This is a genomic window from Achromobacter sp. SIMBA_011, assembly GCF_046535435.1.
Taxonomy (GTDB): domain Bacteria; phylum Pseudomonadota; class Gammaproteobacteria; order Burkholderiales; family Burkholderiaceae_B; genus Achromobacter; species Achromobacter dolens.
In genome coordinates, this window is record NZ_JAWRWN010000001.1 from 963,217 (window position 1) to 984,530 (window position 21,314).

Here is a 21,314-nt window from a genome sequence, read left to right on the forward strand (position 1 = left end):
TCTCCTCTTTCGCTTTTTTCTACCGGCTTACCACTCGGCGAAGCTGCCGTCGGCGTGGCGCCAGATCGGGTTGCGCCAGCGATGGCCTACCGCCGCGCGTTCTTTCACGTATTCCTCGTTGACCTCGATGCCCAGGCCGGGGCCCTGCGGAATCGCGACCATGCCGTTCTCGTAGGCGAACACCTCGCGGTTGCTGACGTAGTCCAGCAGGTCGTTGGCGGCGTTGTAGTGGATGCCCAGGCTCTGTTCCTGGATGAACGCGTTGTAGCAACCGGCGTCGATCTGCAGGCAGGTGGCCAGCGCGATCGGGCCCAGCGGGCAGTGCAGCGCCAGCGCCACGTCGTAGGCCTCGGCCATGGCGGCGATCTTGCGCGTTTCGGTGATGCCGCCGGCATGCGATGGGTCCGGCTGGATAATGTCGACATAGCCGTCGGCCAGCACGCGCTTGAAGTCCCAGCGCGAGAACAGGCGCTCGCCCAGCGCGATCGGCGTGGAAGTCAGCGGCGCCAGTTCCTTCAGCGCCTCGTAGTGTTCGCTCAGCACCGGCTCTTCGATGAACATCAGCTTGAACGGGTCCAGTTCCTTCATCAGCACCTTGGCCATCGGCTTGTGCACGCGGCCGTGGAAGTCCACGCCGATGCCGACATTGGGGCCGACCGCGTCGCGCACGGCGGCCACGTTCTCCAGGCACTTCTCGACCTTGTCGAACGAATCGATGTACTGCAGTTCCTCGGTGCCGTTCATCTTGACGGCCGTGAAGCCGCGCTCGACCGCACCCTTGGCGGCCGCGGCGGTATCGGCCGGACGGTCGCCGCCGATCCACGAATACACGCGGATGCGGTCACGCACGTTGCCGCCCAGCAGTTGCGACACGGGCACGCCCAGGTCCTTGCCCTTGATGTCCCACAGCGCCTGGTCGATGCCGGCCAGCGCGCTCATGTGGATGGCGCCGCCGCGGTAGAAGCCGCCACGGTACAGCACGGTCCAGTGGTCCTCGATGTTGCGCGGGTCCTTGCCGATCAGGTAGTCCGACAGTTCCTCGACGGCGGCGGCCACGGAATGAGCGCGGCCTTCCACCACGGGTTCACCCCAGCCGACGATGCCGGCGTCGGTTTCGATCTTCAGGAAGCACCACCGCGGCGGCACGATGTAGGTAGTGAGCTTGGTGATCTTCATGCTTGGGTCTCCTGGGCGGGATAGGCGCGTTGCCAGGCGGCGATGAAAGCGCGCGCGTTCTGGCCGACTTCGGTGGCCGACAGGCCGGGTTTGTACAAGGCGGAGCCCAGGCCGAAGCCGCTGGCGCCCGCCTGGGCGTAAGTGGAAAGGTTGTCGGGGGTGATGCCGCCCACCGGCACCAGCGCGATCGGCGGGCGCATCACCGCGCGCCAGGCCTTGAGCACGGCCGGGCCGAGCTGCTCGGCGGGGAACATCTTGAGCACGTCGGCGCCGGCGGCCAGCGCGGCGAAGGCTTCGGTCGGCGTGGCCACGCCGGGGCACGAGGCCAGGCCGGTGGCCTTGGCCGCGCGCACCACGGCCAGGTCGCTGTGCGGCATGACGATCAGTTCGCCGCCGGCGTCCTTGATGCGCGCCACGTCATCGGGGTTCAGCACTGTGCCGGCGCCCACCAGGCAGTCGGCCGGCAGCGCGTCGCGCATGGCGCGGATGCTGGCCAGCGGCTCCGGCGAATTCAGCGGCACCTCGATCAGGCGAAAGCCCGCCTCGTACAGCGCTTGCGCGACGGGCACGGCCTCGGCGGGCGTGATGCCGCGCAGGATGGCGATCAGGCCGCAATGGGCCATGGCGGTTTGCAGTCCGGTATGGGTCATGATGTGGTCTCGGAAGAAGAGGGGGCGGGCACCAGCCCGGCGGAAACCGCCAGGTGCCACAGGCCGCGTTCGGTGGCGTGTTGCGCCAGTCGCGGCGTGCCCAGGCCGTAGTGCCGCAACGCCAGGATGTAGCGCTGGCACAGCGCGTCGTCGCCGCACAGCACGATGCGCGGCAGCTCGCCCTGCAACCGCAGCATGTCGGCCAGCGCGGAAATCTCATGGCCGATCAGCAGGCCCGACAGGTAATCGGCCTGCGACACGCCGGTCAGTTCGCCGGTCAGCCCCAGCGCGCGGGTGCTGAAGATCGTCGACAGCACGCCGGCGCGGCCGGCCGGCACGCCTGCCACCTTCAGGCCGCGCTCGAAGGCCGCCATGTCGGAGGTCGGCGCCTCGATCATGGTGCGGCCCAGGATGGTGTGGCCGCGCAGCGCGGCGTAAACCTCGCCGGTCATGAAGGTGTCGAAATGCGTGACCTGGCCGCGGCGCGCGTTGACCCATTTCGAATGGGTGCCGGGCAAGCCGATCAGCACGCTGTCGGCGGGGTCGTCGGTCTGGTCGAACAGCACGCCGAATACCTGCGTTTCTTCGCCGCGCATCACATTGGGCAGGCCATGCCGCTGGATCAGGCCCGGCACGATGTGCACGGGCGTGGCGCCGTTGCGCTCGACGCGGGTCAGCAGGGTGCCGATGCGTTCCAGGGCCACCGGCACGTCCAGGTAGGCGGCTTCCCGCCAGCCTTGCGCGCTGCCGACCATGCCGCAAGCGATCACGGGAAGATGGGGCTCTGCCCGCAGCCAGTCGCCGCAGGCCTGCTCGAACGCCAGTTCGAAGCCCGATTGGCCGCTGGGCGTGGCCGCGCCGTCCTGCAAGGGTTGCGGCAGGCGCATGATGCCCCACGGCAGATGGCGGGTATCCAGCGTGCGGCCGGCGCCATCGAGGCGGTAGGCGCGCAACGAAGAGGTGCCCCAGTCCAGCGCTATGAGAGCCGCGCGGGCAGGCGATCCGGTTGTCATCAGAATCTGTCTCGTCTCGGGCCGGCGGCGCGCTGCGGGCGCGGGCGCGCGCATTCGCGGCGTACGCGGCAGGCAGGGGCTGGCCAGCCTTGTTGTCGTCAGGCCCGCGACGGCGCCGGGGCGGCGGCGGACGGGCTGGGAAAAATTCTAGATCAGCGCTTGAAAAATCTCAAAATATAGAATTAAATCCCATATATAGGGAATTAATTTCCCGTTCGCCAATCCCGATTTCCAGCCCCTTGTTCCCTCCATGTCCGATTCTTCCCCCGCCTACGATCCCGACGCCGCGGCCCCCGCCGGCACGCAGACCCTGATGCGCGGATTGGGCGTGATCCAGGCCGTGGCCGCGGGCGCGCGCGACCTCAAGGACATCTGCGCCCACATCGGCGTGGCGCGCAGCACCACGCACCGGCTCGCCAGTTGCCTGGTGCAGGAGCGCTACCTGCGCTCGCTTCCCGGCGTCGGCTACGTGCTGGGCCCCAAGCTGATCGAACTCGGCTTCCAGGCGCGCGAAGCCTTTCCCATGGCGACGCTGGCGCGTCCGTACCTGGACGGCCTGGCCGCCGAGACCGGCGACACCATCCACCTGGCGGTGCGCGACAACGACGAAGTGCTGTACCTGGAAAAGATCCCCGGCAAAAAGGGCCTGGAGATGCGCTCGCGCGTCGGCCACCGCATGCCATTGGCCGCCACCGGCGTCGGCAAGGCGCTTCTGCTGGATGCCGACGAGCCGCAATGGAAGGCGTTGCACCGCGTCGGCGCGCCGGTGTCCTCGCGCGCGCCGGGCGGCCGCCAGACCTGGGAAGCCTTCCGCGACCGCATGCGCGACTACGCCGCCAACGGCTACGCCTTCGACCTGGAAGACAACGAACCTTCGATCCGCTGCGTGGCGGCGCCGGTGCGCGATGCCTCCAGCGGCATCGTCGCCGCCATCAGCGTGTCCAGCACGGTGCCGTACATGTCGTTGGAACGCATGAACGAGATGGTCGACGTGGTCAAGGACGCGGCGGCGCGCATCTCCGCCGAGCTCGGCTGGAAGGTGCAGGGCGGACCTACCAAGACGCGCGACGCCGGCACATAACGCGTCGCGCTGGCAAAAAAAGGCGACCTCGGCGCATGGCGCGGGCCGTCTACCGGCACCGCCGGCGTCGGTCAAATCTCCGACCAATCCATATGCCGCCGCGACCGGCGGGGCGGCATATCGGTGCTAGTCTCTTGCTCAATCATCAATGACGCTCATCACGATTGAGTAGACCCCTGGCGACGAGCAAGTGGCGCCCCAACCTGATGTCGAGCGCCTGTATGCCGCCCATGCCGAGCGGCTGCGCCGTTACCTGTTCCTGAAAACCGGCGAAGCCGAACTCAGCGCCGATCTGGTGCAGGACTGCTTCGCGCGGCTCCTGGCCCACCACGAAGACCTCCCGCCGGACGACAGCGCGCTGGCCTACCTCTACGCCATCGTCAATCGCCTGCTCATCGACCATCGCCGCAATCACCATCAATCCCGCACCGACATGGCGGCGGATGACCTGCTGGAAGGCGTGCGCGATCCGCGCACCGCGCCCGACGTGCATGCGCACGTGCGCCGGCAACTGGCGCGTCTGGCCGCGACGCTGGCCGAACTGCCGCCGCGCACGCGGCAGATTTTCAGGCTCTGCCGCGTCGAGGGCCTGAGCCATGCGGAGGCCGCGCGCTATCTGGATATCTCGCCCAGTTCGGTGCAGAAGCACTTGGCCATGGCCCTTGAACTGATGCGTGAACGCCTGGGGCGCGATCCGTGAGCCTGCGCAATGAATGTGCGCTCTGGCCACTTTTTTTACTGTCTTTCGCGTCTGGCCCGTTATCCCTTTCATGAAGATCCCATCACGTATCCATCGCGAACGACGCCTGCGTCGCCAGGCCAGTCTGTGGGCCGTGCGCCTGGAGGCCGGCGCGCTCACCCGGGCTGAACGACGCCGCCTCGATCATTGGCTGGCGCGCGACGCGCGCCACGGCCCGGCCCTGGCCGATGCCGAAATGACCTGGGCCCTGGCCGGCCCCTGCCGCGATGCGCCCTCGCTCGCGCAGCCGGCGCCGACGGCGCGGCGCTTCTCCTGGCGTGCCTGTGCCGAGGCATGGTGCCGAGCGCATCTCATGGCGCCCCGACGGCGCGCGTTTGCGCTGGCTTGCGCGGCTTTGGTCGTCGCCGGCACGATCAATGGGCCGGACCTCATCGAACCCTGGTTGGTCGACTATCGCACCGACGTCGGCGAAATCCGTTCCGTGGCGTTGCCCGATGGCAGCCGCGTATTGCTGGGCAGCAACAGCGCGCTCGATGTGGAATACGACGCTTCGATCCGTCGGGTGCGCCTGCTGCGCGGCGAAGCGGTGTTCTCGCCGGCACCTACGGGGGCGGCCGAGCCGCGCAGGTTCGTGGTGGAGAGCGCGGGCGCCAGCATGACCGCGCTGGGCACGCGCTACGCCGTGCGGCGCCAGGATGCCGGTCACGGCTGGATGGGCGTGTTGCAGCATCGTGTCGCGCTCCTGATGGATCGCCCGCCCACCGCGGGCGTTGCCCACGCGGCGCTGACAGCCGGCGACAGCGCCACTTTCAGCCACGCCGCCGGCATCGCGCGCAGCCCCGTCGCACCCGCGCGCGGGGCCGCCTGGGCCGACGGCTATCTCATCTTCGACGGCGAACCCCTGGAGCAGGTCCTGCGGCGCATCGGCGATTTCCGGCGGGGCCAGTTGATCCTGGCGAACCGCGCCGCGGCGCGCAGGCCGGTCAATGCGCTGTTCCACCTGGATAACCTTGAGGGCGCGCTGGCCACGCTCTGTAGCGAGCTGCGGCTTGCGCGGTTGCGGCTGCCGGGGGTGACGGTGCTGTACTGAATTCTCGAATACAAATCATGTGCTGTAAATTCAAACAAATCATGATTTGTATGTATGAAATACAGCCTATATTGCGTATACGCCATTTACAGCCTATGCTTCGTAAACCTGAAAAACAGCGTGAGACGTGTATGGCCGACTACACCGTACGCACCGCGGAGCAATTGCCGGCATTGCTTCAGGCATTCCGAAAAAAGGCCGGGCTGACCCAGGCCGCCGCTGCTTTGCGGCTGGGTATCACGCAACAGACGCTTTCCGCCTTGGAGCGCAATGCGGAAAAGGTCGGTGCGGATCGGCTCCTGCAATTGCTGAGCATCCTGGGCGTGGAACTGGTGTTGCGCGAACCCGATGAACCGCCGGCAAGCCGGCAGGTGTCCGATCAGGACTGGTGAGCCATGGGACGTCGCTCGCACACACAGTCCCTGCACCTCTGGATGAATGGCGCCATGGTCGGCACCTGGAGCGTGCAGCCCCGCGCCGGCGACATCCTGCAATACGCCGACGCCTGGGTCAGCGCCGATCAAGGCAGGCCGCTATCGCTGTCGCTTCCCTTCACGCCCGGCAACCCGCCGCATCGCGGGGATGCGGTTCGCACCTACTTTGAGAACCTGCTGCCCGACAGCCGGCAAATCCGCGAGCGTGTCGCGCGGCGATTCCATGCGACCGCAACCGATGCGTTCACGCTGCTTGCCGAAGTGGGCCGTGATTGCGCGGGCGCATTGCAGGTGCTGCCTGATGCCACGCCGCCCCAGGACGCGCGCGTGCTTAACGCGACGCCGCTGAGCGAGGCCGAAGTGGCGCAGGTACTGCGCAACACCCTTGCGCCGACGCCCTTCGGCGGCGCCGGCGCCACCGATACCGACGACTTCCGCATTTCCATCGCGGGCGCCCAGGAGAAGACGGCTTTGCTGTGGTTCGATGGTCGATGGTGTCTGCCACATGGCGCGACCCCGACCTCGCACATCCTCAAAATGCCCTTGGGTCGGGTCGGCAATCTTCAGTACGACATGAGCGACTCGGTCGAGAACGAATGGTTATGCTCGGAGATCCTGCGCGCCTACGGCCTGCCGGTGGCGCGCACGCAACCGCTGTTGTTCGAGGACATGAAAGTGCTGGCCGTCGAGCGCTTCGACCGGCGCTGGGCCCGTCGGTCGACGGGGCAACCTTGGCTGCTGCGGCTGCCGCAGGAAGACATGTGCCAGGCGACGGGCACACCGCCGCATCTTAAATACGAGGCGGATGGCGGGCCGGGCATGGGGCCCATCATGAGGCTGCTGTCCACGTCCCTGGACCCTGACCGTGATCGGCGGATCTTCTTTCAGGCACAGGTTATCTTCTGGATGCTGCGCGCCACGGATGGGCACGCCAAGAATTTCAGCATCTTCCTGCGCCCGGGCGGCGCTTACGAGCTTGCGCCGCTCTACGATGTGCTGTCCGCCTACCCCGTCATGGGAGCGCGCGCGAATCAGCTTTCGCCGTTCAAGGCAAGAATGGCCATGGCCGTGCGCACCAGGAATCCGCACTGGAAGATGCAGGACATTCAACGCAGGCACTGGCTGGCGCTGGGCGCCGAGCATGGCGTCGTCACGCCGGACGGGCGCGACGCGCGTTTCGTGATCGACGACCTGGTCGCCCAGACCGGGCAGGTGATACGCACCGTCAGCGAACTGATTCCAACCGGATTTCCCGAAGCGCTCGCGGACAGCATTCTCGGCGGGCTGCAAGCCGCGGCGGAAAAACTGGCTGGGTAATCACCGGCCGCCGCGAGATACGCTTGGCCCGGATGCACGGCCCTGAGTAAGACGAAGTCAGGACGCCTTCGCACCGCTCTCCCTCTGGGAACTGCCTTTTTCGAACTTTTTTTACTGAACTTCGATTCTCAAACGTTAATGGTAATGATGCGCGTTTGCATCAGAGGCAACCAGAGGCGAAAGTGAAGAGAAGACAGGTGACGTTCCGTATTGTGAGTCGGATGCTGGCCGCGGGCGCGTTGGCGCTGCCGTGCGTGTCCATGGCGCAAACCCAGGAGCGTGCCGCGGGCATGGCGGAGCCCGCCGATCGGAAGGACGATGAACGTCAACGGACGTTCGTTTTCGACATCCCGGCTCAAGCTATGGCGCAGGCCGTGCTGGCATTCGCGCGTCAGGCTGGCGTTGACCTGTACATGAACGACGTCGATTTGTCGGCCTACACCAGTGCCCCCCTCAAAGGCAGCTTCAACGTCGAGACCGGCCTGACCCGGTTGCTGGGAAACAGTCCTATCGGCTACCGCTATCGCCGGACCGCGGGCGCTGTCCGACCGAACGTGCAACTGGTCGACAACGGTCCCGGCGCGCGTGCGCGGGTGTACTCGATGGCGCCCGTTGTGGTGCGCGGCAACGATGTCAACGAGCGCGTCTATCAGGCCCCCCGCGCCGTCAGCATCGTCACGCGTGAAGAAATGGACCGCGTGCCGGTGCGCCACGCCGCCGAACTCATCCAGGACACCCCCGGCGTCGCCAGCGCCGTCAATCGCCAGAACCCCGGTCTGTCGATCAACATCCGCGGCATGCAGGACTTCGGCCGCGTCAACATGATGATCGACGGCATGCGCCAGGATTTCGTGCAGAACGGGCACATGCAACGCAATGGAGAAATGTATGTCGATTCGGAACTCCTGTCCGAGGCCGTGGTAGAGCGAGGCGTGGTGCGTGGGGTGCATGGCACCGGCGCGATGGCGGGAAGCGTGGATTTCCGCACGCTGGATTTTGGGGATGTGCTGCGCGAGGGCAGGGATATCGGGCTGAAGCTGCGCGGCACGTCCGGGATGGGATACCAGGGGAACGGGGTCAATTTCATCGGCAGCGCGGCGGGCGCGGCGCGCGCGGGTGAGAACCTGGAAGTGATGGCGGCGGTGTCGCGGCGGTCGATCGGGGATTATCGGATTGGCGCGCGCGGAGGTATCGAGGGCCAGAATTCAGTGTGGTTCAACGGCGGAAAGATCGAATTCAACGATGTGAAGTTCGCCGCTCAAGAACAGGACTCCGGTCTGTTCAAGGCACGCTGGAAACTGAGTGATGATCAGTCGCTGTTGTTCAGCTACGTCGGCACGCGAGTCGGATACTCCTACACCACTGATGCCGACACGTCAGCACAGGAGAGTGGCACTCCTTGGCGCAAGATGGGAAATTCGAAGGCCCAGTCAAACAGCTTCGCCCTCGATTACAAAATCAAGCCGGCCGACAACCCTCTACTTGATCTGAAAGTGAAGGCATATGGCGTCGAAACAAATGTTGAGAATTACACGACGCCAACCTATCCCTTCTCCAGGTTTGATGGCGAGTTCACGGACGCAGCAAAGATCCGAGAGAATATTGACAATGAGTATTGGGATAGCGGCGCTTGCGAGAAGCCCGATAAAACTCCCTACGCGCTTGACGTTTGCAGACAGTACGGTGTGGGCCGAAATAATCGACTGTCTACCAAGACCCAAGGATTTCAGCTCGACAACACATCGCGTTTCGTGTTCGGGGCGACAACGCTCAGTGCCAACTACGGCGTAGAGTATTTCACTGACCATACAACTTCGAACCAGCGCTGGAATCACGACGGTCGCGAGGTGCGCCCCATTGGCACTACGGGCAAGGATGCCCTCAATCCCCAAGGCCGTCGCAGCATGGGCAGCATCTTCACAGAGCTGAAGCTGGAGGACGATTTCTTCACCATATCCGCCAGCCTTCGTTACGAGCGCTACCGCCTCAAGGGTAAGACGCAAGTTCCCGGAAAGCAGACCGTCCACCTTTCCAGGCTCGACAAATTTGCAAAAGAAATGTGCGCTTATGGCGCCTTTCCAGGCCTGGCACCCAACGAAAACCCGCGCAGCCAAGTTCAATCTGTTTACGGGCCAGGCTGCCGTTTGGCGTTGGCTGGCGACGAATCGGCCATCGCTGCTTGGTGGGCCGATGTGCCGACGTACGTCGACCAACGTGGAAGAACGAAGAACTTCTACATACCTGGCGGGCGTAGATCCTCTGACTACGAAAAGGAGTTTCAGCCTGAAGACCTCGACGACCAGAACGCCTTGTATGACTACGACGTGAGTCGCAGTGCCGGGATGCTGTTGCCCGCGTTGTCCGGAGCGATTCGGCCAACCAATTGGCTGGAAGTGTACGGTAGCTGGGGCAAGTCCTGGAGGCCTCCCGCCATCAACGAAATGCTGATGGTGGGCAATCATCCTAGAGATGGATTTGCCTCCATCTACCCCAATCCGAATGCAGAGCCGGAAACCTCCCGGACCTGGGAGGTAGGCGCCAACACCATATTCCAGGACGTCGCGTTGGATGGCGACAGTCTATCGCTAAAGGCGGGCTACTTCGACACTAGGGCGGATAACTACCTTTTTTCGTCCATGGACGTCATTTTGCCCGGCTCCAACCTGGAAAGATTGCCATTGCCCGGCACAACGGCCTTCGTCAACAACCGCAACCGCACAAAGTTCCGCGGATTGGAATTTGAAGGGCGTTATGAGGCTGGCTGGATCTATGGGGGGGCGAGCTATACCCATTATCTAGGCGGCCCCAACAAGTTCTGCGAAGACCTTTACTTCCTGGGGGCTGGCGAAAACAAATTCGACCGCCCGAATGCAGATGGAAGCTATCCGGTCGAGCATCAGAAAGCCCTCGCGCGCGGGTATGAATCGTGGCGAGCTTGGGCTGATGATCAGGTCGTTTGCGACAACTTCGTCTTCAACAGCGCGATCGCCAAGCCGGTGGATAAAGGCACGCTGCTGGTCGGCGTGCGCTTGCTGGAGCGCAAGCTGGATACCGGCGTGAGATTCAACTACAGCGGTGAAGGTTGGTACAACCGCGATTCTGGTGGCTCCCAGGTTTGGTTCAAGTACACGACTTGGGACTGGTATGCCAGTTATCAAGCCAATGACAACGTCAAGCTTATGGCGTCAGTCGAGAACATCACCAATCGAATGTATGTCGACGGATATTCCGATGCGATGGCACGCACATTCGCGCCGGGGCGCTCCGTTGCGTTGGGCATGGAGGTTCGCTTTTAGGCAAGTAATCGCTCGGGTGGGCGAATGCCTTTCCCGAGAAAGGGACATGCGGATTTTTCGCATGTGCGACGTACACACAGTGCGGCGCTTTTTTGGGTCGGGGATTCACCCCGGCAATTGGTAATAAACGGAGCATGACAATGTCTGCACAAGTAAGTTTTATCGATATCAGCCACCTTCCCACGGGTATCACAACGGAGAGTTCGTTGGAGCTCATGCTGGACGCGTTCCAGAATGGAGGGGTTGCCGGTGAGCACACCAGCGTCCCCAATAAGGGCGGATTCTTCGGTGGCAACGCCTTCAACGGCACCGACTATGGCTATGTCAGCAAAACGGTCGCCAACTACGCCTTCGTGGCTTCGGGTGATCTGCACTACTTCTTCCCTCCTTACAGCGGCCACGCAGGTGACGGCCCGACCGCGCACACAGTGTGGGGTTCATTGGATTCCATCACCCTGGGCGGTGGCCTGGACGGAGCCGGACATGTGGTCGATCCGCTCATTACGTTTACTTTCGATCAGCCTATCGAGGGCGACGTTGCCGATGGACGAGGCAACGAAGTGCATGACATCGTTTGGGGCCTGATGAACGGTTCGGTTGTTGGCACACCAGACAAGATCAGCCACATCACGAACGGAGGTTTGGTCGACGCCTTGGAACAGAACGGGATGGATATGCACACCTCCATCGCCGACCTGGTCGCCCACAACTTCGCCACCGAGACCGACCTCGCCCTGGCGGCGTAACCCACCCGTGAGTTTCCCCGCGCTTTCTCGGGCGCGTGGGTCACGGTCGCGGCGGGCCTATCCCCCGTCGCGACCGTCTTTTTGTTTCTTCATTCTGCGTGTCCCGGCAGTCATCCGGGCAAGGAAATTCAATGCAGCAAACCCAGACGCGCGCGGGCGCGGCACAGGGCTCGGACGTCCTGGATATCAAGGCGCTCCTGTCGCGCTTTCGCACGGGCTGGTACAGCGTGGCCGCGTTCAGTGTCGCCGCCAACCTGCTGATGCTGGCGCCGTCGCTCTACATGCTGCAGGTCTATGACCGCGTGCTGGCGTCCGGCAACGTCTTCACGCTGGTGATGCTGAGCCTGATGATCGTCGGTTTGCTCGCGCTGATGGGCGCGCTGGATTACGCGCGCAGCGCCGTCATCGTTCAGATCGGCGCGCGCTTTGACGCGGCGCTGGCCGGGCGCGTGCACGAAGCGGCGTTCCAGCGCGGCCTGGCGGGTGTGCCCGCCAATGCGGGGCAGGCGGTCAACGACCTGAACACCGTGCGCCAGTTCCTGACCGGCAGCGCGGTGTTCGCATTCTTCGATGCGCCGTGGTTTCCGCTGTTTCTGCTGGTGATGTTCCTGTTCCATCCCTGGATGGGCACGCTGGCGTTGGCGGGAACCATCATCCTGGTGGCGCTGGCGTGGCTCAACGAGCAGGTGTCGCGCAAGCTGTTGGCCGAGGCGGGCGGGCTGTCGGTGCGGGCCGGGGTGGAGGCCGAAGGGCAACTGCGCAATGCCGAAGCCATTCAGGCCATGGGCATGCTGGACCGGTTGCGCGCGCGCTGGCAGCGGCTGCATGTGGGTTATGTGCGGCGCCAGGGCTTGGCAAGCCAGCGCTCGGCGATGATCGCGAGCCTGTCGAAGACGGTGCGGATGGCGCTGCAATCGCTGGTGCTGGGGCTGGGAGCGTGGCTGGTGCTGCAAAGCCATGTCAGCGCCGGCATGATGATTGCGGGCTCGATCCTGATGGGGCGCGTGCTCAGCCCGATCGATCAGGTGATCGGCGCCTGGCGGCAATGGGCGGGCACGCGGCTGGCGTGGCGGCGCCTGCAGGAACTGCTGACGACGTATCCGAAGCCGTCGACGGGCCTGACGCTGCCAGACCCGAAGGGCGCATTGCGCTTGGAGGGCGTGACGGTGACGCCGCCGGGCGCGGCGCAGCCGACGCTGGTGAACGTGTCGTTCGCGCTGGAGCCGGGGCAGGTGCTGGGCGTGGTCGGCCCGTCGGGCGCGGGCAAGTCGACTCTGGCCCGATTGGTGGCGGGTGTGTGGCCGGCCCGCCTGGGCACGGCGCGGCTGGATGGGGCCGACCTGAAGCAATGGGAACGCGCGCGGCTGGGGGAGTGGCTGGGCTATGTGCCGCAGGACGTGGAGTTGTTCTCCGGGACCGTGGCCGAGAACATCGCGCGCTTTCCTGGGCCGGACAGCGATGGCGAGGGGTTGGCCCGGCGGGTGATCGACGCGGCGCGGCTGGCCGGCGCGCACGACATGATCCTGGCCCTGCCGCGCGGCTATGACACGCCGTTGGGCGCCGGAGGCCAGGGATTGTCGGGCGGGCAGCGCCAGCGTATCGCGCTGGCGCGGGCGCTGTACGGCACGCCGCGCCTGGTGGTGCTGGATGAGCCCAACGCCAGCCTGGATGACGCGGGCGAGCAGGCCTTGCTCGATGCGCTGGGCCGGCTGCGCGAGATCGGCGCGACGGTGGTGCTGGTGACGCACCGGCCCAAGGTGCTGGCGGCGACGACGCACCTGCTGTTGCTGCGCGATGGCCGCGCGCAGCGCTTCGGCGCCACCCACGACGTGTTGCGGCCGGGGCCCGAGGGGGCGCCCGGGGCGACGCCATCGCCGCCTACGGCATCCGCCGGGCCGGGCGGCCGTGCGGCGACGATGGCCGGCGCGACGGGGACGGCGGCGTCCGGCGTGGCCGGCTCGCCGGCACAGACGCGCTCGGGCGGATCGGCGGCGCAGGTCTATCCGTTGGCCGGTGGCGCGTTTGCGGGGCGAATCCTCGGAGGCAAGGCATGACGGGGCGCGCCGCGGGCAATCGGGTGGTGGTGTTGCGGCCCGAGCTGAACAAGGGCGATATCGGCGCCGTCGAGGGCGATGAGAACGGCGGCTGGTCGGCCCGCTTCGGCTGGTGGGTGCTGGCGCTGGGCTTTGGCGGTTTCCTGGCGTGGGCGGCATGGGCGCCGCTGGACAACGGCGTGGCGATGCCCGGCATCGTCGTCGTGACCGGCGAGCGGCAGGCGGTGGACAGCATCGAGGGCGGCGTGGTGAGCGCGTTGCTGGTGGCCGAAGGCGACCAGGTCCGGGCCGGCCAGGCGCTGGTGCGGCTGGACGACACCCGGGTGCGTGGCGAGGCGCAAAGCCTGCGCGCGCAGCAGGCGGCGGTCATGGCCCGCGAAGCGCGCCTGCTGGCCGAGCGCGATGGCCGCGATGATCTTGCGCCGCCCGATGCCCAAGCGAATGCCGAAGCGGCCGCCGCCTATGCGATGGAGCGCCAACTGTTTGCCAGCCGGCGGGCGGCGCTGGCGGGCGAACTGGCTGGCATCGACGCGACGCTGGCCGGCAGCCGCGCCCTGGCCGCCGGCCTGGAATCCACGCTGGCACACAAGCGCACGCAACGCACCCTGTTGCGGGAACAGGTCGGCAACCTGCGCGGTCTGGCGCGCGAAGGCTACGTGCCGCGCAACCGCGTGCTGGACCTGGAGCGCAGCCTGGCGCAACTGGACGGTGACATGGCCTCGGACCGGGGCGCGCTGGGCCAGACCCGCCAGCAGATCGCGGAACTGGCGCTGCGCGGGCAGCAACGCCGCGACGCATTCCAGCGCGAGGTGCGCACCGATCTGGCGGAGACCCGCGTGCAGCGCGAACAGTTGACGCAGAAACTGGCGGCGGCGGAATTCGATCTGGCGCACAGCGAGATCCGCGCGCCGGTCAGCGGCACCGTGGTGGCGCTGGCCGCGCACACCGTCGGTGGCGTGGTGCAGCCGGGTTCGCGCCTGATGGAGATCGTGCCCGAGGACGTGCCGCTGGTGGTCGAGGGGCGCTTGCCGGTGGAGTCCATCGACAAGGTGCGCAGGGGCCTGCCGGTCGAGCTGATGTTCACCGCCTTTGATGCCAGCCGCACGCCACGGCTGGAAGGCACTGTGACGCTGGTGTCGGCGGACCGGTTCGATGATGACCGCAATGGTCGTCCCTACTATCGCCTGCGCGCCGATGTGGCGCCGGGTCAGTTGCGCCGCATTGGCGATGCGCCGCTGCGCGCCGGCATGCCGGTGGAGGTGTTCGTGCGCACGGGCGAGCGCTCGCTGCTGAACTATCTGTTCAAGCCCTTGCTCGACCGCGCGCGGCTGGCGTGGGGGGACGCATGAATCGCTGGCGGGGCGCGCGCGCGGCGGCGTGGATGTTGATGGGGGCGCTGTTGCTGCCCGCGATGGGGGCGGCGCAGGCGCTGGATTTTCAGCAGGCGTACACGATGGCGCTGGCGTCCGATCCCACCTGGCAGGCCGCGCGAGCCCGCGAGCGGGCCGATGCGCAGGAAGAGGCGCTGGGGCGCGGCGGCTTGCTGCCGAACCTGAGCTACCACTACAGCGGCGCCCGCAACGTTACGTCGTCGCGCCAGGAGACGAGGTTTGGCACACTGGAGCAACGGTCGCGCTACGCCAGCTCCGCCTCGGGCTTCACGTTGAGCCAGCCGTTGTTCGACGCGGCGGCCTTTGCGCAGTACCGGGCCGGGCGCGAGCGCGCCGAGGCGGCGGGATTGACGTTGCAGCGCGCCCGCCAGGCGCTGGCGGTGCGCGTGCTGCAGGCGTATACCGCCGTGCTCTACGCGCAGCAAGCCTTGGCATTGACGCAGTCCCAGGGCCGTTCGTTGCAGGAGGACGCGCGCCGCAGCGAACGCTTCGTGGCGGCGGGCCAGGGCACGCGCACGGATCAGTTGGAGATCGAGGCGCGCGCCCGCGTGGTGCAGGCGCAGGAGATCGAGGCGCGGGACAAGTTGCGCGATGCGCGCAATGCGCTGGGCGCGATCGTCGGCCCGGCGCTGGCCGAGCAACCGCTGGCGCCCTTGCGGGCGGCCGCGCTGGCCGGGCTGGCCGTGGAAGGGCGTGACCTGCCGGCGTGGCGCGAGCTGGCGCTGGCAAGCAACCCCGAATTGCTGGCGCAGCGGCACTTGCTGGAAGCCAGCCGCCAGCGCTACGAGGCCGCCCGCGCGGGACATCTGCCGACGGCGAGGCTGGTGGCTCGCAAGCAGTTGACGCATTCCAATGGCGAGAACCAGATCGGGCAGCGCTATGACACCGGTTCGGTGGGCATCGAGGTCAGCATTCCGCTGTATTCCGGGGGGCGCACGTCCGCGGCCAGCGGTCAGGCGCTGGCCGAGCAGGAAGAAGCGCAGCACAAGCTCGATGCCGCCACGTGGGCGTTACTGGATGACCTGGCGCGGCAGTTCCATACCTTTGCCAGCAGCCGGGAACGCATCGCTGCCTACCGGCAGGCCGCCGAGGCCGCCGCATTGCGCGTGCAGGCCACGCGGCGCAGCGTGCTGGGCGGCGAGCGCACCAACCTGGACGTGCTGGACGCGGAGCGCCAGCGTTTCGAGGCGCTGCGCGAACTGGACCGCGCGCGTTACGACAACCTGTTGGCGTGGCTGACGCTGCGCTGGCAGGCGGGGGTGCTGGACGATGAAGACGTGGCGCGCATCGGCGCGCTGTTCGCGGCGGGCTAAATCCGCGTTTGCACGGAAGCCGCGGCCGAGAAGGCCCCCGCGACCGCGCAACGAGCGCGTGGCAGGCTGCGGCGGCTTGGCGTGGCGCGGTTCGTCATTCGCCGTGCCCGCCTTCCTGGCCGCTTGCGCTGGCTGACAGGCGCAAGCGGCCGGCTCACTTCAAGGGCGGCAACGGCAACAGCCGCCTCGCGATCTGGTCCATGGCCGTTTCCAACTGCGCCGCCAGCGCCTGAGCGGCCGGCGAGAGCGAGCGGTCGCGCCGGTGCAGCAGGCCGATGGCGCGGCGCGCCGAGGCATCGCACAGCGCCGCCGCGCGCAGTCCCGACAGGTTCAATTCCGGCAGCGCCAGGCGCGGCAGCACGCTCACGCCCAGGCCCTGGCGCACCATGCCGGCGGCGGTGCCCATGTTGGTCACGTCATAGCGCAGCGCGGTGGCGGGCGCGCCGGTTTCCTCGCGCACCGCGCGGTCGAACTGCTGGCGCGCGTTCGAGCCTTGCGACAGCAGGATCAGGTCATAGCGCAGCACGTCGCGCCAGTGCAGCGGGCCGCGCTTTTTCTCCAGGGCATGGCCGGCCGGGTAGATGGCGCAGAAGCAATCTTCGGCCAGCGGCGCGAACGACAGGTCCGGCGCCGGCTCGGCCAGCGCGCCGACGGCGAACTCGATCTGGTTGGTGCGCAGCATGGCCACCAGTTCGTCGTTGTGCGCCTCGACCACGCGCACCTTCAGCGCCGGATGCAGTTGGCGCAACGCGCCGACCGCCACGGGCAGCAGCGCCAGCGCGGTCGAGGGCAGGGCGCCCAGGGTGACGTTGCCGCGCCGCACCGCCGCCAGGTCGGCCAGGCTGCGATAGGCTTCCTCCAGGTCGGCAATGGGCCGCTGCGCGCGGGCGTGGAAGTCCTGCCCCGCCGAGGTCAGGCTGATGCTGCGGGTGGTGCGTTCGAACAGGCGCAGGCCCAGCACGTCCTCCAGGTCCTGGATCAGCGCGGTGAACGAGGGCTGCGTCACGCCCAGTTGGTTGGCGGCGTGGGTGAACGAGCCGGTGTCGACCGCCAGCAGGAAGGCCTTGAGCGATCGGTACTTGATATTCATAGCCATAGGCTAAGAATATAAGAAAAATATCGAATTGTGCCTAATAGTCGGCCGGCCGATGATGCGTCTACCGAGACCTCTGGATTGCCCCGACCTTATGCAAGCATCGAGCCCAAAGCCCTTCCGGTTGGGCGCCGAATGGCGCCACGGCCAGGACGGCGACGCCGTCATCACCTCCATCAATCCCGCCGACGGCAGCGTTGCCGGCATTGTCACGCGCGCCTTGCCGCGCGACGTGGATGCCGCCGTCGCCATCGCCTGGGACGCGTTCCAGCGCCAGCCGTGGCGCAAGCTGCGCCCCGACCAGCGCGCCGCCACGCTGTACGAGATCGGCCGGCGCCTGGCCGCCGAACGCGAGCCGCTGGCGCGGCTGCAGATGATCGACAGCGGCAAGCCGTGGAAGGAATGCCTGAACATGGTCGACAGCGCGGCCGGGCATTTCCGCTATTACGCCGCGGTGTGCGAGACCTGGCAGAACGAGATGACCTCGCCGCGCGGCGAGTATTTTTCGATGGCGCTGGCCGAGCCGTTCGGCGTGATCGCGGCCATCACGCCGTGGAACTCGCCCATCATGAACGAGGCGCAGAAGGCCGCGCCAGCGCTGGCGGCCGGCAACGCGGTGCTGCTCAAGCCGTCCGAGGAGACGCCGCAACTGGCGCTGGAACTGGCGCGCATCTGTGCCGAGGCCGGCCTGCCGGAAGGGCTGCTGACGGTGCTGCCGGGCTACGGCGAGGACGTCGGCGCCGCGTTGGTCAAGCATCCCGGCGTGCGGATGGTGTCGTTCACCGGCGGCACCGAAACGGGCCGCGCCATCGGCGGCATCGCCGGGCAGCGCTTGATTCCCGTGGGCCTGGAGCTGGGCGGCAAGTCGCCGCACATCGTGTTCGACGACGCCGACCTGGACCGCGCCGTGGCCGGCGTGGTGTCGGGCATCTTCGGTTCGGCCGGGCAAAGCTGCGTGGCCGGTTCGCGCCTGTTCGTGCAGAAGTCCATCTATGGCCGCTTCATGGAGGCGCTGGTGCAACGCACGCGCCAGGTGCGCGTGGGTCTGCCTGATGATCCCGCCACGCAGATGGGGCCGCTGGTGTCGCGCGCGCATCGCGACAAGGTGGCCGGCTATGTCGACATCGGCCGCGCCGAAGGCGGCCGCGTGCTGGTCGGCGGCGCCGCGCCGGATCGCGCCGAGCTGGCCAACGGCTGGTTCTACCTGCCCACGGTGATCGACGGCCTTGGCAATGGCGCGCGCGTCTGCCAGGAAGAGATCTTCGGGCCGGTGCTGGTGGCGTTGCCGTTCGACGACGAGGACGATGTGATCCGGCAGGCCAACGACACGCCCTTCGGCCTGGCCGCCGGCATGTGGACCGGCGACTATGCCCGCGCCTGGCGCGTGGCGCGTGAGATCGAGGCTGGCTCGGTCTGGATCAACACCTATAAGCAATCGCATATCGCCACGCCGTTCGGCGGCTTCAAGGACAGCGGCATCGGCCGCGAGAAGGGCCTGCATGGCCTGCGCCTCTACAGTCAGGTCAAGAGCCTGTACTGGGGCATGCACAATCAACCGATGGGACTGTGAATCACATGACGACCGACAAGAAAAGCGCGGCGCTGCCGCTGGCCGATGCCCGCATCCTGATCGCCGGCGCCGCCAGCCTGGTGGGCTCGCACACCGCCGACGCGCTGCTGGCCGCCGGCGTGCGCGAGGTGATCCTGCTGGACAACTTCGCCTTTGGCACGCCCGAGGCCATCGCCCACCTGCAAGACAATCCGCGCGTGAAAGTGGTGCGCGGCGACCTGATGCGCCTGCCCGACCTGCTGGCCGCGACCGAGGGCGTGGATGGCGTGCTGCACCTGGCTGCCTACATGACGCTGGGCTTCGCGCAGACGCCGTGGCAGGCGGTGGACGTGAACATCCGCGGGGCGCAGAACATGCTTGAAGCGTGCCGCGCCAACAAGGTGAAGAAGTTCGTGTTCGCCTCGTCCAACGCGGTCTATGGCTACGGCAGCGGCATCGCGGGCGCGCTGGTCGAGAACGGCCCGTTCCATTCCGTCGGCGCGCCGCCGGCGGCGATCCTGTACGGCGCCTCCAAGATCATGGGCGAACAGCTTTGCCGCCAGTACTTCCAGAAGTGCGGGCTGGACTATGTGGTGTTGCGCTATTCCACCGTGTATGGCGAGCGCCAGCACTACCGCGCCGCGAATTCGCTGTACATCATGGAGACCTATGACCGCGTGCGCCAGGGCGAGCGTCCCCTGCTGCCTGGCGACGGCACCGACACCAAGCACTTCGTGCACGTCTCGGACGTGGCGCGCGCCAACGTCGCCGCGTTCCAGAGCGACGCGACCGATGTCGCGGTGAACGTGTCCGGCCCGGCGCCCATCACCACCGGTGAACTGGTGCGGCTGGTGCTCGACTACTGCAAGAGCGACCTGGAACCGGAGATCCGGCCGGACCCTCCGGGCACCGTGCGCCTGACCTCGGGCGGCGCCTTCCATATCCCGCACGACCTGGCGGGACAACAGATCGGCTGGCAGCCGCAAGTGGGCATGGCCGAAGGCGTGAGGCGCCTGCTGGCGTGGCGCGAGGCGCAGGAAAGGGGCAAGGTCGGTTAGGGAACAGTTTGACCCGGGGCGGCCGTCGCAGCCGTCCCGCGTGACTGGCCGGCCTGTCCGGCTCATCACAACGCATAACAACAGCAGTACCCACACAGGAGACAACCATGTTCTTTACACGCAAGGCGGCCGCTCGCGCCGCGCTGTCCGTGGCCGCGCTGTGCGCCGCGTGGCCGGCCTGGGCCTGGCCCGACCATCCCATCGAACTGGTGGTGGGCTTCGCGCCCGGCGGCGGCACCGACCTGACGGCGCGTTCGCTGGCGGTGTTCCTGGAAAAGGAGCTGGGAACCACCATCGTGGTGCAGAACAAGCCGGGCGCGTCCAGCGCCATCGCGCTGTCGTACGTGGCGCGCGCCAAGCCCGACGGCTATACGCTGGCGATGACCAACATGCCCGGGCTGGTGTCGCTGCCGATCGAACGCAAGGCCGGCTTCACCACCGCCGACTTCACCTATCTCGCCAACCTGGTGCGCGACCCAAGCGCCTTCAGCGTCGCCGCCGACAGTCCGTACCAGACGCTGGATGCCTTGATCAAGGCGGCGCGCGAGAAGCCGGGTTCGATCAGTTATGGCTCGACCGGCGTGGGCACCGATGATCACCTGGCGCTGGTGCTGTTCCAGAACCTGACCGGCACCAAGCTCAACCACGTACCGTACAACGGCGCGGGGCCGTTGCGCAGCTCGGTGCTGGGTGGGCATACCGTGATCGGCGGCCTGAACCTTGGCGAAGTCATGCCCTATCACGGCAAGAACATGCGCGTGCTGGCGCAGGCCAGCGCGACGCGTTCGCCGCTGGGGCCGGACGTGCCGACCTTCAAGGAGCTGGGCGTGAACCTGGTGTTCGCCTCCGAGCGCGGCATTGTCGCGCCCAAGGGCTTGCCGGCGGATGTCGCCGAGAAGCTGCGCCAGGCCTTGGGCAAGGTCGCCGCCAATCCGGAATTCCAGGCGCAGATGAAGCAGCAGTTCACCGAGATGGATTACCTGGATGGGCCGCAGTGGCAGGAACGCTTGAAGCAGGATGATGGGCGGCTGCGGCAGATCTGGGCGAATACGCCTTGGGTGGAGTAGGGCGTCAGATGAGGGCCCCGCGATTGCGGCGACATGCTCCGGATCGCGGGACGCGGGCCAGGGTCTGAGGACTGGTCTGAATTGCGGCTTTTTTTTACTGTAAATCGCGGCTCAACCGTTTATGTCTATGGACGGTCGCCTGCGTGGTGGTGGGTGGCTATTGATTGATCTGCGATCAGGAGCCGCATCATGGCCGTACCCACACTTGGCACTATCACCGTTGTTGGAAGCTGGCCCCCTATGCCGCCGACCTTGGGACCTTTTGGGGCGTGGGGCTGGGAATGGT

The 21,314-nt window shown here is 66.7% G+C and carries 17 protein-coding genes; 13 read left to right on the forward strand and 4 right to left on the reverse strand.

Features of this window, described 5'->3' with window-relative positions; genetic code table 11:
- Window positions 1-27 precede the first annotated feature (27 nt).
- The 3 genes from dgoD to SB816_RS04550 are packed head-to-tail and all read right to left on the reverse strand — an operon-like array spanning window position 28 to window position 2,839.
- Window positions 28-1,176, reverse strand: coding sequence for a galactonate dehydratase (gene dgoD, locus SB816_RS04540; protein WP_006391563.1), 1,149 nt, complete (start codon window positions 1,174-1,176; stop codon window positions 28-30).
- Window positions 1,173-1,826 carry a 2-dehydro-3-deoxy-6-phosphogalactonate aldolase gene (locus tag SB816_RS04545; RefSeq protein WP_410546550.1) on the reverse strand — a complete coding sequence of 218 codons (654 nt, stop codon included), beginning with the start codon at window positions 1,824-1,826 and terminating at the stop codon, window positions 1,173-1,175. The genes dgoD and SB816_RS04545 overlap by 4 nt, the downstream gene beginning before the upstream one ends.
- The gene (locus SB816_RS04550; protein WP_410546551.1) at window positions 1,823-2,839 is read right to left on the reverse strand and encodes a 2-dehydro-3-deoxygalactonokinase; all 1,017 of its coding nucleotides are present in this window, start codon (window positions 2,837-2,839) and stop codon (window positions 1,823-1,825) included. The genes SB816_RS04545 and SB816_RS04550 overlap by 4 nt, the downstream gene beginning before the upstream one ends.
- Before the next feature lie 250 nt (window positions 2,840-3,089).
- Between SB816_RS04550 and SB816_RS04555 the strand changes: the two genes are divergently transcribed.
- The 10 genes from SB816_RS04555 (at window position 3,090) to SB816_RS04600 (ending at window position 16,261) form a co-directional block, all read left to right on the forward strand.
- Window positions 3,090-3,920: an IclR family transcriptional regulator gene (locus SB816_RS04555; protein ID WP_064527577.1), complete on the forward strand. Its 831-nt coding sequence runs from the start codon at window positions 3,090-3,092 to the stop codon at window positions 3,918-3,920.
- A 190-nt stretch (window positions 3,921-4,110) separates the two neighbouring features.
- A complete protein-coding gene (locus SB816_RS04560) occupies window positions 4,111-4,620 on the forward strand; it encodes an RNA polymerase sigma factor (protein ID WP_410546552.1) in 510 nt (169 codons plus the stop codon).
- Window positions 4,621-4,633: 13 nt separating this feature from the next.
- Window positions 4,634-5,710, forward strand: a complete 1,077-nt coding sequence (locus SB816_RS04565) for a FecR family protein (protein WP_410546553.1) — start codon at window positions 4,634-4,636, stop codon at window positions 5,708-5,710.
- Window positions 5,711-5,841: 131 nt separating this feature from the next.
- Window positions 5,842-6,102, forward strand: a complete 261-nt coding sequence (locus SB816_RS04570; RefSeq protein ID WP_049076396.1) for a helix-turn-helix domain-containing protein — start codon at window positions 5,842-5,844, stop codon at window positions 6,100-6,102.
- Between the two features lie 3 nt (window positions 6,103-6,105).
- Window positions 6,106-7,461, forward strand: a complete 1,356-nt coding sequence (locus SB816_RS04575) for a type II toxin-antitoxin system HipA family toxin (protein ID WP_410546554.1) — start codon at window positions 6,106-6,108, stop codon at window positions 7,459-7,461.
- A gap of 197 nt (window positions 7,462-7,658) precedes the next feature.
- A complete protein-coding gene (locus tag SB816_RS04580; protein ID WP_410546555.1) occupies window positions 7,659-10,757 on the forward strand; it encodes a TonB-dependent hemoglobin/transferrin/lactoferrin family receptor in 3,099 nt (1,032 codons plus the stop codon).
- 140 nt (window positions 10,758-10,897) lie between these two features.
- Entirely contained in the window at window positions 10,898-11,503 is a 606-nt protein-coding gene (locus SB816_RS04585) for a heme acquisition protein HasA (RefSeq protein WP_054500566.1), read from the forward strand.
- Between the two features lie 131 nt (window positions 11,504-11,634).
- Entirely contained in the window at window positions 11,635-13,557 is a 1,923-nt protein-coding gene (locus SB816_RS04590) for a type I secretion system permease/ATPase (RefSeq protein ID WP_410546556.1), read from the forward strand.
- Window positions 13,554-14,906: an HlyD family type I secretion periplasmic adaptor subunit gene (locus SB816_RS04595; protein ID WP_410546557.1), complete on the forward strand. Its 1,353-nt coding sequence runs from the start codon at window positions 13,554-13,556 to the stop codon at window positions 14,904-14,906. The genes SB816_RS04590 and SB816_RS04595 overlap by 4 nt, the downstream gene beginning before the upstream one ends.
- Complete coding sequence (locus tag SB816_RS04600) at window positions 14,903-16,261, forward strand: TolC family outer membrane protein (RefSeq protein WP_410546558.1); 1,359 nt, start codon at window positions 14,903-14,905, stop codon at window positions 16,259-16,261. Before SB816_RS04595 ends, SB816_RS04600 begins: the two co-directional genes overlap by 4 nt.
- Window positions 16,262-16,415: 154 nt before the next feature.
- On the opposite strand, the gene SB816_RS04605 is transcribed toward SB816_RS04600, so the two are convergent.
- Window positions 16,416-17,351 carry a LysR family transcriptional regulator gene (locus tag SB816_RS04605; protein ID WP_082401801.1) on the reverse strand — a complete coding sequence of 312 codons (936 nt, stop codon included), beginning with the start codon at window positions 17,349-17,351 and terminating at the stop codon, window positions 16,416-16,418.
- A 97-nt stretch (window positions 17,352-17,448) separates the two neighbouring features.
- On the opposite strand from SB816_RS04605, the gene SB816_RS04610 reads away from it, so the two are divergent.
- From SB816_RS04610 to SB816_RS04620, 3 genes are all read left to right on the forward strand, one after another.
- Window positions 17,449-18,924 carry an aldehyde dehydrogenase gene (locus SB816_RS04610; RefSeq protein WP_410546559.1) on the forward strand — a complete coding sequence of 492 codons (1,476 nt, stop codon included), beginning with the start codon at window positions 17,449-17,451 and terminating at the stop codon, window positions 18,922-18,924.
- 5 nt (window positions 18,925-18,929) lie between these two features.
- Window positions 18,930-19,961, forward strand: a complete 1,032-nt coding sequence (locus tag SB816_RS04615) for an NAD-dependent epimerase/dehydratase family protein (protein WP_269873587.1) — start codon at window positions 18,930-18,932, stop codon at window positions 19,959-19,961.
- A 107-nt stretch (window positions 19,962-20,068) separates the two neighbouring features.
- Window positions 20,069-21,028: a tripartite tricarboxylate transporter substrate binding protein gene (locus SB816_RS04620; RefSeq protein WP_049076377.1), complete on the forward strand. Its 960-nt coding sequence runs from the start codon at window positions 20,069-20,071 to the stop codon at window positions 21,026-21,028.
- The last annotated feature ends 286 nt before the right edge of the window (window positions 21,029-21,314 follow it).

Bases quoted from the DNA above. Each gene is read 5' to 3' on its own strand.
- dgoD (WP_006391563.1), bottom strand. From the start codon at position 1,176: ATGAAGATCACCAAGCTCACTACCTACATCGTGCCGCCGCGGTGGTGC.
- SB816_RS04545 (WP_410546550.1), bottom strand. From the start codon at position 1,826: ATGACCCATACCGGACTGCAAACCGCCATGGCCCATTGCGGCCTGATC.
- SB816_RS04550 (WP_410546551.1), bottom strand. From the start codon at position 2,839: ATGACAACCGGATCGCCTGCCCGCGCGGCTCTCATAGCGCTGGACTGG.
- SB816_RS04555 (WP_064527577.1), top strand. From the start codon at position 3,090: ATGTCCGATTCTTCCCCCGCCTACGATCCCGACGCCGCGGCCCCCGCC.
- SB816_RS04565 (WP_410546553.1), top strand. From the start codon at position 4,634: ATGTGCGCTCTGGCCACTTTTTTTACTGTCTTTCGCGTCTGGCCCGTT.
- SB816_RS04570 (WP_049076396.1), top strand. From the start codon at position 5,842: ATGGCCGACTACACCGTACGCACCGCGGAGCAATTGCCGGCATTGCTT.
- SB816_RS04575 (WP_410546554.1), top strand. From the start codon at position 6,106: ATGGGACGTCGCTCGCACACACAGTCCCTGCACCTCTGGATGAATGGC.
- SB816_RS04585 (WP_054500566.1), top strand. From the start codon at position 10,898: ATGTCTGCACAAGTAAGTTTTATCGATATCAGCCACCTTCCCACGGGT.
- SB816_RS04590 (WP_410546556.1), top strand. From the start codon at position 11,635: ATGCAGCAAACCCAGACGCGCGCGGGCGCGGCACAGGGCTCGGACGTC.
- SB816_RS04595 (WP_410546557.1), top strand. From the start codon at position 13,554: ATGACGGGGCGCGCCGCGGGCAATCGGGTGGTGGTGTTGCGGCCCGAG.
- SB816_RS04600 (WP_410546558.1), top strand. From the start codon at position 14,903: ATGAATCGCTGGCGGGGCGCGCGCGCGGCGGCGTGGATGTTGATGGGG.
- SB816_RS04605 (WP_082401801.1), bottom strand. From the start codon at position 17,351: ATGAATATCAAGTACCGATCGCTCAAGGCCTTCCTGCTGGCGGTCGAC.
- SB816_RS04610 (WP_410546559.1), top strand. From the start codon at position 17,449: ATGCAAGCATCGAGCCCAAAGCCCTTCCGGTTGGGCGCCGAATGGCGC.
- SB816_RS04615 (WP_269873587.1), top strand. From the start codon at position 18,930: ATGACGACCGACAAGAAAAGCGCGGCGCTGCCGCTGGCCGATGCCCGC.
- SB816_RS04620 (WP_049076377.1), top strand. From the start codon at position 20,069: ATGTTCTTTACACGCAAGGCGGCCGCTCGCGCCGCGCTGTCCGTGGCC.